This is a genomic window from Enterococcus sp. C74 (assembly GCF_040887125.1).
GTDB lineage: Bacteria > Bacillota > Bacilli > Lactobacillales > Enterococcaceae > Enterococcus_B > Enterococcus_B hirae.
In genome coordinates this window covers 126,859-141,923 of the sequence record NZ_JBFOFA010000002.1, presented here as the reverse complement: position 1 = coordinate 141,923, position 15,065 = coordinate 126,859, and the positions used below count along the sequence as shown (strand labels likewise).

Below are 15,065 nucleotides of genomic sequence, written 5' to 3'. Positions count from 1 at the left end.
AGTGAGGTACATTGGAAGATTTCTCACTGACAAAAGACCGTCAATTTTCAAGTGTTGAAAAACAAATGATTTGGCAAAAGCCAACGAGTCATCGAACCAGTCAAGAAGAACAAAGAATCGCAGCTGAAATCTTTGAAAACTGGAATGATCCTGAAATGAAGATCAGTAACATCTTGCTTGAAGGGGATGCTGGGTCAGGAAAAACGCAACTGGCTAAAGCTCTTTCGGCTGATTTACAACTTCCTTATACGAAAATAACTTGTTTTGCGGATATGGATAAATCAGATGTCTTTGGTGCGCTATTGCCTATTGTTGAGTCTGACGTAGATGAAGATCAAGAATTGATTGATGCAATCAACCAAACAGAGACATTAGAGGCTGTCTTACGGTTAATCAAACATCATTATAATCTTAGTACAGAAATGGCTAAATCCAAACTGGCTGATTTCATCAAGCGGATGGAACATAATGAAAATAGTAACGTTCGCTATAAATATTATCCCTCTGAAATTGTTCGAGCGATCGAAAAAGGGTATTTGTTAGAAATCCAAGAGCCAACGGTGATCCGTGATGCTTCCGTATTAGTTGCTTTAAATTCCGCTCTTGAGCCAAATGGTTTATTGAATTTACCCACGGGTGTCGTCGTCCGTCATCCAGATTGCGTCATCATCATCACAACCAATCGGAACTACCAAGGTAATCGTCCGTTGAATGAATCTTTGAGAGATCGGATGCAACATGCTGAGAAGATGGATTTACCTTCACTTGAAGTGATGGCTGAGCGAGCCTTAGGTAAGACAAAGATTCAACAACCTGAACTGCTCTTGAAATTAGCGGAGATCATTCGTTTATTAGATGATACTGCCAAAGCGAATGCCATCAAGGGAGTGGCTGGTATGCGTTCTTACTTTTATTGGGCAAATACTTGGAAACAAGGGCAAGATCTTTTCCAATCGATTTATCCTAAAGTTCTCTATAAATTGACCACTGTTCCAGAAGAATTGGAGATATTAACCCAAGCATTAGAACAAAGTGGGCTTCTTGAAGAACTTCGTGAATTATTACGGCAAATAAAGTGGGGACGTCTTTCAGAAGAAGCTTCAAGAAATCGAGGCAGAATCCTTAACGATGAAGAAGCTGATGAACGTAATATCGATCAACTAGCAGAACAAACGTTGTCTTTAATGGAAAATGAGTCGCCTGAGATCGAAGAAGAAACTCCACCAGTGGAGAATGCTGAGATTGAAGAGGAAAAAAAGGCAGAGTCTTTTTCATTTGAACAAGAACGAAGTCAAGAAGTTTCAGGTCAGGGGCAACAGGAGCAACAAGCAGAAGATAATTCAGAAAAAATGTCTGCCTCTGATATGGAGGCTTACGACAAAGAAATCAAACGTGAGTTAACGAAAGAAGCACGACAAATAATGAAGGGGACGATGCACGAAAAAGAAGGACTGATCGTTCATCGACCAAAATTTGAACTCAAAGCACAAGAAGCAGAACAAATCAGACAACAAGTTTTACCGATCGTTGAAACATTAAGCCGTCAAATTTTAGATTTGTTGGAAAATGATGAATCAACGACTTATCAAAAAGGAAAATATGAAGGACAACGGTTCAATGCGAGTCGTGTGGCCTATAATGACCTAGGTTATTTTGATAAGAAAAATCCCCCCCACGAACAACCTTCATTGGCAGTGGCTTTAAGGATTGATGAATCTGGTTCAATGATTCGAGATGAACGAATCGAAGCAGCAAAAAAAGCAGCGATCGCCATCGCAGAATTTGCTAAACGTGTAAATATTCCTTTAATGATTTATGGAGATACAGCAGATGTCTCAACGAGAGAAAAGACCTCGATTTTTTCTTATAAAGAATTTAGTGATGATTTCCAATGGTTAGATGAGAAGTTAGTGACGATGAAACCACGACAAAACAATCGTGATGGTGCCAGTTTGAGACTAATTGCTAACAAACTAAGCCAAGAAGCTGCCACGACTAAATTGCTGATCTCGATTAGCGATGGCCAGCCTAAAGCTTTACCAGACTATACTGGGAAGAAGGCAAGGGAAGACATCCAAAGCGTTCTGTCTGAATATGACCGTCAAGGCGTCATCTTTGTGGCTGCTGCGATTGGACAGGATCAAAAAGAAATCAAAGAGATATATGGGGAAAATCGTTTCATTGATATGACAGACATCAACGAGTTACCACAGCAATTGATCCAATTGATTGCTCGCTATTTGTAAATAGCTGAAAATAGCTGGAGTCACGTATAAGTCCATTCATCGACTAAGAGAGATTGTGACAGAAGTTCCTAGCTCTGAGAACAAGCCGAAGAATTCGAAAATAGTTCCTATTTTTGGATTTTCGGCTTGTTTTTTTGTTAGAGCGACTGCTGGAACAACGGGAAGAGGTTATGAACGCATTGTAGCGTATGGTTAAACACCATTTAGTTTATCTATCAGACTCTTTTTGATCGTTAATCGACTGTTAAATCCTCACATTCTGCAAACCAAATAACGAAACAAAAAGGAAACTGTTAAAGAGAAAACGATGTTATCGGTAACATCAACAAAAAATAGTGGCATTGTTTTATAATAGAGAAAAAGAGAAGGGAAGAAAACAATGACTCAAACAAAAGCTTGGTGGAAAGAAGCGGTCGGATACCAGATTTATCCTGCCAGTTTTATGGATAGTAATGGAGACGGCATTGGGGATCTCAATGGGATTCGTGAAAAGCTTTCTTATTTAAAACAATTAGGGATTGATTTTATTTGGATCAATCCAGTTTATTCTTCGCCTTTTATTGATAACGGTTACGATATTAGTGACTACCAAAATATTTTAGAAAAATTTGGAACAATGGCCGAATTTGATCAATTACTGGCAGAAGCACATCTACAAGGAATCAAAATCATTATGGATCTAGTCATCAATCATACATCTGATCAACACGAGTGGTTTATTGAATCAAAGAAGTCACTGGATAATCCTTACCGAGATTACTATATCTGGGTAGATGGAACACCTGAAAACGCTCCGAATGACTGGCAATCGATTTTTGGTGGCTCAGCTTGGGCATATGACGAACAGACGAAACAATATTATCTGCATGTCTTTGCTAAAGAGCAGCCTGATTTGAATTGGGAAAGCGAGAAATTAAAAAATGAACTTTTTTCTATGATTCGCTGGTGGTTAGATAAAGGGATCGATGGGTTTCGTTTAGATGCGATTTCCCATGTGAAAAAAGATGAATATTCTGTTAAAGCAACTGAAACCCCCTTTTCTCCTTTTCAAAATGTTTCCGGGATCGATGAACATTTAAATGAATTAAAAGATGTTTTTGATGACTATGACATTATGACTGTTGGCGAAGCTAGCGGGGTGTCGGCTGAAGAAGGTCCAGAATGGGTCGGCGCTGATGGGTATTTTGACATGATCTTTGAATTTGACCATATCTCGATTTGGAAGCACGAAAAAGAAGGAAAACTTGATGTTATCAATTTAAAAAGAGCGTTAAGTGCCTGGCAAACCGCTTTAGACGGTAAGGGTTGGAATGCACTTTATATGGAAAATCATGATACACCTCGTTCAGTTTCTGTTTTTGGTGATCCTGAACATTATTGGCAAAAATCAGCAAAAGCAGTCGCAATGATGTACTTTTTCCTGCAAGGAACGCCATTTATTTATCAAGGACAAGAAATCGGTATGACGAATATGCCGTTTACTGCCATCGAACAAATCGATGCCGTCGATTCAAGACGTCTTTATAACCAATTGCTAGAAGAAGGAAAATCTCCTGAGGAAGCTATAGATATTGTTGCTGATACAACAAGAGACAATAGCCGAACACCTATGCAGTGGGGATCAGAAAAATATGCCGGATTCTCAACAAACGAACCTTGGCTGATGGTAAATCCCAACTATCATACACTTAACGTAGAAGAACAAGAAAGCGATCCTTCGTCGATCTTATCTTTCTACAAACAAATGATCCGCATCCGTCGTGAAAATCAAGGATTGATCTATGGTTCATTCAAAGAATATCTTGCTGAACACGACCAACTCTATGTCTATGAACGATCATTTACCGATAAAAACTATCTGATTATAGTCAATCTAACGAGTGAAGTAGCGGAATATTCATTACCGAATGAGGTTGATGTTCCTTGGGAATTACTTCTCACGAATCAAGAAGAACGTGTATTTGAACGAGTGGGTAAGCTTGATCCTTATGAAGCGAAATTATTTGTAAACAGTAAAAAAAGAAACTAAAAAAAGTTTGTCTTGAGCTTTCTAATGAAGTCCAAGGCAAACTTTTTTGACATACTGTATGAAGTTGGGTGACTGTACCTTTATAGAAATTAGATAATAAGTGAATATTTTATAATAAAGAATAACATTTACATAAATATTAGGTAGGTTATCAGTTAATTGATTCTTTTAAATCACTTCATACTCAGCTCGCGGACCACCAATGTATTTTGGACGTGAACGCAGAGCTGTAACATGCGCGGCTCCTAATGTTTGACTGCTTGGTCGAACAGGTACTTGAACGTGTTTGACATGCATACCGATGGAAGTATCACCGATATCGATCCCAGCTTGCGCTACCACATGTTCCACTTCTACTGGATCATCGAATTGGTCAAACGCTGCTACTGAACAAGCGCCACCAGCGTGTAAGGCTGGTACAACAGAAACAATTTCAAATTGTTTTTGCTCTGCTACGGAGCGTTCGACGACAAGGGCTCGATTAATGTGTTCACATCCTTGAACAGCTAAAGCGACTCCTAAAGGTTGCAATATTTCTCTAATCGTTTGGATAATCCACTGTCCAACTGGAGCACTTGAGTTTTTACCAATTTGTCCACCGACCACTTCACTGGTACTACATCCTAATACAAATAAATCGCCAGATTTTAAATTTGCTTCTGCTAATACCTCGTTGACCATTTTGGTTAATTCTTGTTTTAAAGATTCTTCTGTGATGCTCATTTTATTCTTCCTTTCATTACTTACTTTCTTTTTGTACTCTCGTTCGTTTTAGAGCTTGAGTGAGTGGTAAAGCCAATCCAACCCCTATAATATTTTGAAAAATATTTCCAGGAATAGAAGCTACCCCCGCAGGCCAATCATATAAAAACCAACCTGCTAAAAAGTAGCCACTAATCATCAGACAACTACCGATAAAAAGACCGACAAATCGACCTTTGCTTGTTTTTTCGGCAAAATAGCCACTGACCAATCCTTGCAAACCATGGATCAATAAGGAAAAAAGGGCCCATTGCGGATAACCTGACAGTAAATCGATGAATAAACCACTTGAGGCACCGACAACGAACCCACCAAATGGACCAAATAATAAAGCAGTGGTGTAGATGCCAGCTTCGCAGAGCGTGACAAAGCCGTTAGTTGCTGGTATTGGAACCAAAATTGTTAAAGATAATGCTACTGTTAAAGCGATCAGCATGGCATATATTGTCATTCGTTTCGTATTCAACGATTAAATCCCTCCTTTGATGTTACCGCCAGACCAGACACTGCCCGTTTGATCATTCATTTCAACACCGTTTAAAATACATTGATAAACGTACGTTTTACTTCGTTGAATGGCTTGTGGGAGCGTATAGCCATGGACGAGATTCGCTGTATTAGCAGAAGAAAAGGTACATCCTGCGCCATTCACCGTTGATCGTGTTAATTTTTCCATTGTAAAAGTGGTTAGTCCGTCATGACTATACAAAACATCGATTGCTTCATCGCCATGGATCCCAGAGCCACCTTTAACAACGACCGCTTTGCTTCCTAAAGTATGAATAAATTTGGTTGTCTCTATCACTTCATTGATGCTTGAAATTTTTTTCTTTCCAGAAAGGAGAGCCGCTTCTTTAAGATTGGGCGTGACAAGATCAACAAGGGGGAAGAGTTCTTTCACTAAGCACTCAATATACTGTTGATTCGCTAATGAAGTAGTTTCTTTAAAAGCTAAAACCGGATCAAGAACGATTGGGATTTGAGGGTGCTTTTTTAAAAAATCTCGGACGATCATGATTGCTTCAAGAGAATGCAATAAGCCAATTTTGATACCCGCTAAGTCTGTCATCTTCTGGATCGAAGCAAGTTGCTGTTCCAACCACTTAGCAGGTAGATTTTCTAAGAGGAATGCGTTGTTTTCGTCTAACATGCCTACACAGGTGAGCGCGCTCATTCCAAAAAGTTGAAAATTCTCAAAAGTTTTCAAATCGGATTGAATTCCTCCACCGGCAAAAGGGTCAGAACCACCAATTGTAAGTATTTTTCTCATTGTTTTCCCTCCACGAAAAGAGTATAACGAAAGTTGTTAGAAAAGAAAACAGCCAATTGGCATATTTTTATGTCATCCAATTTTGCGTAGTCTTTAGATCACCAAAATTTATCTATCATCTGAATGAAACAAGTACACTGTATTGTTGGCAACTTAACAGCTAGAAGAAAACATAAGCTATGCATACTCAAATGAACAACTTTATTAGATATTATTATCAATAAATTGAATCTTTTATTGTCATTCCTACAATTTTAACAACTGAAAAATGGTTAAACAAAAGAGAACACTGACGTTATACCTGCTAGGTAAGGGGATAACGTCAGTGTTCTGTTTATTATGCTTTTAATTCTTTTTCGATTTGTAGTCGACGGACTTTCATCGTTGCAGTCCGTGGGATATCTTCATAATCTCTGATAATCGGCGTATTCAATCGAGGTAACTCATGCACTTGTTTCCACCAACGATCCCAATCCATTTCGTGATTAGGAGCAAGAGCGATCAATGGTTGTGGTGCATTGTTTTTATCACGAACGATGACCACCTCCGATAGAAATTCTAATGAGTCTAACAAGAAATCTTCGATCGCTAAATTGCTATTGATTGTATCGATCAAATCCACTTGACGATCCTTTAAGAACAAATGCCCCTGTTCATCCATGCTGCCGTAATCACCGCTGTCCCACCAAGCACCATAAACATTTTCTTGGAAACGAGCATCTTCTTTATAATAAGTTAATGCACGACCTTTTGATAATAAATGGATGTGTCCATCTGTATTAGCAGGTAAGACGTTCCCATTTTCATCTGCGATCCGCGCTTTGGTTAAGTCGCCAAGTCCCACACCCATGTCTCTCGCATTACTCGTTTTTAAACTCTCTAATGTATGAGCTTTTAAAATCATCGGTCCGCATTCGCTTTGGCCATAAACTTGTAAGAAAACAGCTTCTTGATTAGGAGAAGTCCGTAAGAATGTTTCCATAGTAGAGTTGTTGATCGCATCAAAAGTGGAATGGTAATAACGAATACCAGCAAAAGCTTCTGGATATTCTTTCGCTGTAAAGCTCCACTGAACAAAGTTGTTTGGATGTGTTTCAAGTGCAATCGGTGGATTTTCTTTTAACATGGCCACAACGTTTTCCCCTTGAGCATCCGCTAACGGCATCATTGGAAAGCCCATCGCCATTAACGAAGAAATACCAATATTGAAGCGAGAATGAACAGGAGAGATATGGAAAGCCACAAGTTTTTTCTCTGCGATCTTAGTAAAGACAGTTTTTTGCCATTTGGTGCGCCAGCCCATTGAATGAGCAGAATGACAAATCAATTTAGGAATACCTGTGGTTCCTGAAGTATGGGTCATATAAGAAATTTCATCGTTCCCCAATTGATTTTGTGCCACTGGTTCTGCTGGTTGAGTCAATAGTTTAGAAACAGCAATTTGTTTTTCTTTTGATCCATTTGAAATGCCAGCCACTCGTTCAGCCGTTTCATCATCAAAAAGGATAAATGGATCTTCTAAACGGTCGACAAAGACTTCTAAAGTGGGGGTAGGGAAATGATAAGAGATCATTGCTGGTACCGCCCCAAGATAAGCTGTTGCTACAGCTAATAAATAAGTATCAAAAGCTGAACCTTTGTAGATCATGACCTTATCACCAAGTCCGACACCCAAATGAGCTAATTGATAGGCACGAGTCAAAACGAGTTGACAGGTATCTTTGTAAGTGCTTTTAAAACCAAGTTCCGGAAAAGCTGCTAAGGGTTGGTCAAAGATGATTGGTACATCTGGTGTAGCTTTCGCTGCTTCTTGAAAATTAGAAAAAAGATTTAGTGGGGAATAAGCGATTGTTTCCATAAGTCACACTCCGATTTCATTTAATAAACAAGTTGGTAAGCAAAGTAAGAAAAACTTGTGAATTAAATCATTTACTTTGCAAATTCAGCTATAATCTTAGCACAAACCCTAAATAAAAAACAGCTTTCTTTGTGAAAAAATGAATTATATTTCGTTATTTCATTTTTTGATACTTGTTATTTCCTTGTAAGAGAACTCCAACATCTTTTGATAGACTTCTTCAAATGTATGTTCATTGATATAACGATTACCATAAAGGAAATTGACGATATCCAGATCATCAAAATAAAGGGAAACGTAGTACCCGTAAGTTTTACGACATAATTCTGGCGAAATATTTTTATATACAGTGATTTTACTTAGTATTTGGCGAATCGTCCGTGGAGAGATTTGCTGGTCATGAGATGAACGAAAAGCAAAAGAATCAGGTCCTGTCCCAGTATCAGTTATTGCTAAATAGTTTTTAATGAATGGCAGTGCTTCATTGGGAATTGGCGACTGATTAAGACGATTTTTTTTACGGCTAAGATGAATGATTTGTTTATTTAAGTCAATATCTTTTCTTTTTAATTCAACGACTTCATGGATCTTTAACCCGCAATATAAAAGAATAGCTGCAATCGCTAAATTTCTTGGTCGGTTCCTTATTTCAAAGCGTGCTTCTCGTGAAGAGTTAAAGCCATTCATAGGAATAAACAGATGCTCAAAGTCTTGAAACAAAGAGGCGTCTATGAATCGAGGCGCTGCAGCAGTAGTTTCAGGAAGCGTTTTTCCTAATAGAGATATTTCTTCAGTCAATAACCCTTTTTGATACAAAAACCGTAGAAAATGATTTAACGAATATTGTTTTCGCGAAAGACCATAATAGCTATTTTTAAATAACTGGTTTGTTTGTTGATCAGCTGTGGTCTGAAACGAACGAGTATGCTGATAGACTTTGTCTAAAAAATTTAAATAGTCTTGTTTTTCAAGACGAAGAATAACTTCATCTGTGATCTCTTGATCTAAAGCTTCGTGAAGATAATCCGTGAATAAATGAAAATCTTTTGCATATTCATACCGACTGCTTAATGAAAGCTTTTTTTGATTTTCTTTTAAAAATTCTTGGAAAATAGGAGGAAGCTGTGCGATGCGTTGTTTTAACTTTTCTTGAATGTGTTTTCGTGTTTTTTGATCCATAAAAGAACCTCCTTTTTGTTCAAACTGGTGTTCTATTTTATTATTGTAGCTTATTTTTCGTTTTTCTTCTATTTCCTTTTACTGATATCTATTTATACCAACGTTTATTTGCTCATGATTCATATATATAGTAACATCGCCAACTATAAGAAAAACTGTAACCAATAAACAGAGAGACAATGATCTTGTAGTATGAACGAATTGTTTCATGAGTTTTGTTTAGTGACATTTTGTCACTGTTGCGCTATACTTTTCGACAGTGACAAAATGTCACTATCGAAAAAGGAAAATGTAGGAGGGAAAGTAATGTTTTTAGCAATGAAAGAAATGAAATACGCAAAACTACGATACGGACTCATTATCGGTATCATGTTCTTGATTGCTTATGTCGTTTTCATGCTATCAGGTCTAGCAAGTGGATTAGCAGAAGAATTTAAAAAAGCGATTGATGATTGGGGTGCTCAAGAAATCGTTTTGTCCGAAGATGCTAATCAAGTGTTTGCAGCATCTCAATTGACAAGAGGTGACCTTGATCAAGTAAATGCGAAAGAAAAAGCACCGATTGGCTTATTCAGTGGAGCAATCAAGGGCAAAAACAAAGAAAATGTGACAGTCTTTGGTACGACTAACGATGCCTTTTTATTACCTAAAATCACAGATGGTCGGATGTTTGATAAGAAAAATGAAATAATTATCTCCCAAAATCTGGCACAAGATCAATATAAGTTGGGAGATCAAATCAAAATCGGTAGCGATGACCAAGCATTTACGATCGTTGGAATTTTTCCTGCCACTTATTATACGGTCTCACCAGTCATCTATACAGATCTAGAAACTTGGACACAATTAAAATATGGAGCCCAACCGTTTGCTTCAGATGACAAAAAGCCGATCAATGCGATCGTGACCAAACAATCAGCTGCAATTGATAAAGATGGCGCATCAAAAGATTTACAAAAACTGACGATTCCTGATTTTATTGAAAGTCTTCCAGGTTATTCTGCACAAAATATGACACTAAATGCAATGGTTTACTTCTTGTTTCTTGTCGTAGCAGCAGTAGTTGGCATTTTTATGTATGTCATCACTTTACAAAAAACGGCGATCTTTGGCGTAATGAAAGCTCAAGGGATTCGCAATTCATTTATTGCTAAATCGTTGATTGCACAGTCATTTGTTATTGGAGTCATTGGTGTCGCCTTAGCAGTTCTAGCTGCTTATCTAACTAGCTTGTTTTTACCAAGTGCGATGCCATTCGCTATTTTCTGGACACAATGGTTGCTATATAGTGGGGTCTTACTCGTTGTAGCAGTTGTAGGCGGCGTCTTCTCAATACGCACGATTACAAAAGTGGACCCAATCACCGCCATAGGAGGGTAAAAAATGAAGAATATTTTAACGATGAAACATATCGTCAAGACTTTTGGTAGTGGACATACCGAAGTGACTGCACTAAAAGGAATTAATTTTAATGTCAAACAAGGAGAATTTGTCAGCATCATCGGTCCCTCTGGTTCAGGAAAGAGTACTTTCTTAACCATTTCCGGTGGGCTACAAACACCTACTTCTGGAGAAATCGCCATTAATGGTCAGTCTTTTTCCGATTTATCTGAGAAAAAAAGAGCCGATTTACGTTTTAAAGAAATTGGGTTTATTTTACAAAGTTCTAATTTGATTCCATTTTTAAAGGTCAAAGAACAATTTTATTTAGTTGATCGAGTCAGCCATCAGAAACAAAACGAAATCGTCATTGATGACTTATTGAAATCATTAGATATTTATGATCTAAAAGAAAGCTATCCTCGAGATTTATCTGGTGGGGAAAGACAACGTGTAGCGATTGCTCGTGCGTTGTTCAATGACCCTAGTTTGATCTTAGCAGATGAGCCTACCGCTAGCTTAGATACAGATCATGCCTTTGAAGTAGTCAAGTTACTTGTCAAAGAAGCACATGAAAAACAAAAAGCAACAGTCATGGTTACACATGATGCTCGGATGATCAAATGGAGCGATCGTGTCTACCGAATGAAAGATGGTGATTTGATCGAAGAAACGGAGGGATGGGATGCCTAAATCGAAATTTCTTAATCTGCCGAATGAGAAGAAACAACGGCTTATTGAAATTTTACTTGAAAATTTTTCAGCTCGACATATTAGCCAAGTAAAAGTTGCAGATATTGTCGAAGATATGGCTATGTCAAGAGGGGCCTTTTATAAGTACTTCGAAGACTTGGAAGATGCCTATACCTACACGATCCAGTATTATTCGATTCAAATCCATCGAGATATTCTGAAATATATCAGTCAAAACAAGCAAGACTTTTTTCAAGGAATTGAAAATTACCTTGCGTGGTGTAGTGAACTGGAACAAAAAAGTAGTTATTGGCAGGCCATCCGCTTTTTAACGAGAAGTGATGATTTTACCAATCACCAAAGAACCAAGCCTTCTGCTGAATCAGGAAGATTAAAGGAATGGTTTAAGTTACTGAAGGCAAATGGTTTTCACATTACTTCGGAAGAAGAAGCAATTAGCTTTTTATATTTCGTCATGGATCTTGTGATCAATTCATTGACGGATTACATTGCGAATGACTGGACTACTGATGAGTTGTTGCAAGATTATCGTTACAAGGTAAAATGGCTGCAAAGAGGTTTGAACACCGAACGAAGTGAATCTTGAATCCACTCGATTCATTTGTTAGCCGTTTCTTTTTAACTGGTAAGTAGTGTCCGTATTCAGAAAAACACTTCGATACTTCTTTGTGTCATCATCGATAACCAAATAAAAACCTTCGATAGAAAGTTCTTATAGTTGAGAGCAACGATTTTTCCTTTTTGATTCTCCGTGATAGAATTTTTATTGTAAGAAAAGAAAAGGGATGACACAGATGAAGAAAATTATACTATTTGGTGATAGCATTGCTGCTGGATTGTACCAGGGGGAGGTCGTCCATGCATTGGACCATGCGTTATCAACGACCTTAAATGCTTTAGGACAAGCTGATTTTAAGATCATTAACTTAGGAAAAAGAGGCGATTCAACGACAAGCAGCCTTGAACGATTGTCTCAACTTCCCCAAGATGAACGTACAGCTGACTACGTCGTTCTTAATGTTGGCGTTAATGATGCAATCAATCAAAGAGATAACCAAGAAACCTATCGAAAAAACTTGGAACAATTGATCAACTGTTTTAAACATAGCCAAGTGATTTTGATAGGGCCTAGTTACGTTGATGAAAAGATCAAAACCCAAACAATTCCTGAGATCTTAGTAGAGTATACTCAGATCGCAAAAGAAGTAACAGATAAGAACAAAGTAAGTTTTATTGATTTTTATCATTATGAAAAATCTTTTGAGGACCCAACACTTTACTTGCAAGACGATGGGTTGCATCCTTCGAAGTTAGGCTATCACTTGCTAGGTGCTTTGATTGCACAATGTATCCAGCAAAAGGAACAAAAATAATCTACAGACCGAGTACCTCAATCTTTGCAGTACTCGGTCTGTAGATTTTTAGTTTCAAGTTTTATCATGACAAAAAGAATGAAGCGCGCTCTATTGGCTTTGACACACGGTAATAAACAACTGTTTTCTAATGGCGATATTCCTTCAACAAACCTTTTTGGATCAAGTCTTGTTTTTGTTTGAGATTCTGGATGTTTTCTTGATAGTTTTGTGCATACATCACGGAATAAAGAGTGTTTAAAACATAGTCGAAGGCAATTTGTGAGGAAAATGTTGCCACTTTAGCAAAATCTAATTCATCTTGCGTAACGATGAGTTTCATCGTTGCTTGTTTTGCCATTTCTGAATGTTCATTTCCAGTGATCAATACAGTTTTAGCACCCACATGGTTTAAATGCATCATAATTTTTTCATAATGGTGAATCCTTCCGCTATAAGTTAGAAAGATGGCACAATCCTTTTCCGTTAAATTAGCTGCATTCCAAGAAGAATCACTATACTCTTCAGCTAATATCAAAAATTTATTGATCTTGATTAGTTTATTTTGAAATTTGCGTGCTGTGATTTGAGAATCCCCTTTGGCAAAAATAAACATGCGATTCGCTTGATTCAATGCTGTGGCAATCGCATCAACTGACTGTTTCTCCAATTGAAGCTGTGCTTTTTTGATAGATTGGATCGACAAATCGGCCATTTTTTTAGCGATCGATTGACTATCATCTTTATCAGTAAAAGGAAAGTTTGGATCAATGATTTGATTGAACTGGGCTTTCATCTGATGTACTTCACGACCAAATTCAAAACGAAATTCTCTAAAACCAGAAAAACCCAATTTTTTACATAAGCGAATAATGGCTGAATGCGAAGTATACGTCGCTTTTGCCAATTCCTCGATCGTCATATAAACAGCTGTTTCTCTGTTTGCTTTGAGATAATCAGCAATTCTTTTTTCTGTTGTTGTAAATGCTTCTTGTCGTATCAATTGGTCTTCGATTAACATATGCTCACCTTCCTCATCCATCTTACTGAATATCCCTCTTTTTGACTACTATTTTTTGTGTAGGTTAAACATACCTGTCGATTATTCACTTAAAAAGATCACTTTCTTGAACATTTTTTTCTAACTGCGCTCAAATTAACTTTTAAAGGGACCAGTCATTTATACTGATAGTAGTTAAAAACAAAAATTGGAGGAAAACGTATGTTAACAATTGCCTATCTAGGAAATGGAAAAAGTACCAACCGCTATCATTTACCTTTTTCACGAAAACTAAAAGATAAGATCAAAATCAAAACGATCTTTTCACGTTCAGAACCCACTTGGGAAACATTTGAGGATATCCATTATACCAATCAATTGGAAGATCTATGGAACGATCCAGAAATCCAACTAGTTGTCATTACGACTCCGAGCCAATTTCATTATGAATATGCTAAATTAGCCTTAGAGCATGGAAAAAATGTCCTGGTTGAAAAACCGTTTGCTGAAACTTCTGCAGAAGCGAAAGAGTTATTTGAGCTAGCGAAGCAAAAAGATTTATTTATCCAGTGTTATCAAAATCGTCGTTTTGATTCTGATTTCTTGACCGTACAAAAAGTGTTGGAAAGTGGAAAATTAGGCGATATTTTAGAAATTGAGATGCATTATGATTATTTCAGACCTGAAGTTCCTGAATCGGCAACGGAATTTTCAACAGTCAATAGTTATCTCTATGGTCATGCTTGTCACACAGTAGATCAAGTAATTTCTTACTTCGGCGAACCAGATGACATCCACTATGATGTGCGCCAATTATTAGGAAGGGGACGAATGAATGATTATTTCGATTTAGATTTTTATTATGGAACAATGAAAATCTCTGTCAAATCAAGCTATTTTCGTATTAAGGAACGCCCAAGCTTTGTGGTTTATGGGAAGAAAGGGATGTTTGTAAAACAGACAAAAGATCGACAAGAAGAGCATCTTAAACTATTTTATTTCCCAGACCATCAAGATTTTGGTATTGATTTACCAGAACACTACGGCACACTTACCTATATGGACCAAAACGGATACTATCATGAGGAAAAAGTGATTTCTGAAGTAGGGGACTATAGTCGGGTCTATGAGGGAGTCTATGAAACGCTCATAAACGGAGCCGAAAAAGTAGTGAAAGACGAAGAAACACTTCTACAAATGAACATTTTAGAAACAGGGATCAAAGAGATCCGGGAAAAAGAAGCGCAAGCAAACAAATAAACCATTCACTGTTTA

13 protein-coding genes are annotated in these 15,065 nt (G+C 37.5%); 7 read left to right on the top strand and 6 right to left on the bottom strand.

Annotation, left to right across the window (positions count from 1 at the left end; genetic code table 11):
* Positions 1–11: 11 nt before the first annotated feature.
* Both AB3H93_RS03445 and AB3H93_RS03440 read left to right on the top strand, forming a co-directional pair.
* Positions 12–2,246, top strand: a complete 2,235-nt coding sequence (locus AB3H93_RS03445; protein ID WP_368020139.1) for an AAA family ATPase — start codon at positions 12–14, stop codon at positions 2,244–2,246.
* Positions 2,247–2,625: 379 nt separating this feature from the next.
* Complete coding sequence (locus AB3H93_RS03440; RefSeq protein ID WP_368020138.1) at positions 2,626–4,275, top strand: alpha-glucosidase; 1,650 nt, start codon at positions 2,626–2,628, stop codon at positions 4,273–4,275.
* Positions 4,276–4,443: 168 nt separating this feature from the next.
* Here the strand turns inward: AB3H93_RS03440 and AB3H93_RS03435 are convergent, their stop codons facing one another.
* From AB3H93_RS03435 to AB3H93_RS03415, 5 genes are all read right to left on the bottom strand, one after another.
* The gene (locus tag AB3H93_RS03435) at positions 4,444–4,998 is read right to left on the bottom strand and encodes a TIGR01440 family protein (RefSeq protein WP_034697955.1); all 555 of its coding nucleotides are present in this window, start codon (positions 4,996–4,998) and stop codon (positions 4,444–4,446) included.
* Positions 4,999–5,014: 16 nt separating this feature from the next.
* Entirely contained in the window at positions 5,015–5,503 is a 489-nt protein-coding gene (locus AB3H93_RS03430) for an ECF transporter S component (protein WP_010737573.1), read from the bottom strand.
* A 3-nt stretch (positions 5,504–5,506) separates the two neighbouring features.
* Entirely contained in the window at positions 5,507–6,307 is an 801-nt protein-coding gene (locus AB3H93_RS03425; RefSeq protein WP_368020136.1) for a hydroxymethylpyrimidine/phosphomethylpyrimidine kinase, read from the bottom strand.
* A gap of 337 nt (positions 6,308–6,644) precedes the next feature.
* Positions 6,645–8,165, bottom strand: a complete 1,521-nt coding sequence (locus AB3H93_RS03420; RefSeq protein ID WP_368020135.1) for an AMP-binding protein — start codon at positions 8,163–8,165, stop codon at positions 6,645–6,647.
* Positions 8,166–8,324: 159 nt separating this feature from the next.
* The gene (locus tag AB3H93_RS03415; RefSeq protein ID WP_368020134.1) at positions 8,325–9,344 is read right to left on the bottom strand and encodes a tyrosine-type recombinase/integrase; all 1,020 of its coding nucleotides are present in this window, start codon (positions 9,342–9,344) and stop codon (positions 8,325–8,327) included.
* Positions 9,345–9,650: 306 nt separating this feature from the next.
* Here AB3H93_RS03415 and AB3H93_RS03410 point away from each other — a divergent pair, with 306 nt between their 5' ends.
* The 4 genes from AB3H93_RS03410 to AB3H93_RS03395 all read left to right on the top strand — a co-directional run bounded on the left by AB3H93_RS03410 (position 9,651) and on the right by AB3H93_RS03395 (position 12,811).
* Positions 9,651–10,724: an ABC transporter permease gene (locus tag AB3H93_RS03410; RefSeq protein ID WP_034697946.1), complete on the top strand. Its 1,074-nt coding sequence runs from the start codon at positions 9,651–9,653 to the stop codon at positions 10,722–10,724.
* A gap of 3 nt (positions 10,725–10,727) precedes the next feature.
* Complete coding sequence (locus AB3H93_RS03405) at positions 10,728–11,417, top strand: ABC transporter ATP-binding protein (protein WP_053766028.1); 690 nt, start codon at positions 10,728–10,730, stop codon at positions 11,415–11,417.
* On the top strand, positions 11,410–12,024 hold the full coding sequence (locus AB3H93_RS03400; RefSeq protein WP_368020133.1) for a TetR/AcrR family transcriptional regulator: 615 nt from the start codon (positions 11,410–11,412) through the stop codon (positions 12,022–12,024). The genes AB3H93_RS03405 and AB3H93_RS03400 overlap by 8 nt, the downstream gene beginning before the upstream one ends.
* A gap of 208 nt (positions 12,025–12,232) precedes the next feature.
* Entirely contained in the window at positions 12,233–12,811 is a 579-nt protein-coding gene (locus AB3H93_RS03395) for an SGNH/GDSL hydrolase family protein (RefSeq protein WP_096709125.1), read from the top strand.
* A gap of 127 nt (positions 12,812–12,938) precedes the next feature.
* Here the strand turns inward: AB3H93_RS03395 and AB3H93_RS03390 are convergent, their stop codons facing one another.
* The gene (locus AB3H93_RS03390) at positions 12,939–13,811 is read right to left on the bottom strand and encodes a MurR/RpiR family transcriptional regulator (RefSeq protein ID WP_053766031.1); all 873 of its coding nucleotides are present in this window, start codon (positions 13,809–13,811) and stop codon (positions 12,939–12,941) included.
* Between the two features lie 201 nt (positions 13,812–14,012).
* Here AB3H93_RS03390 and AB3H93_RS03385 point away from each other — a divergent pair, with 201 nt between their 5' ends.
* On the top strand, positions 14,013–15,050 hold the full coding sequence (locus AB3H93_RS03385; protein WP_368020132.1) for a Gfo/Idh/MocA family oxidoreductase: 1,038 nt from the start codon (positions 14,013–14,015) through the stop codon (positions 15,048–15,050).
* Positions 15,051–15,065: the final 15 nt, after the last annotated feature.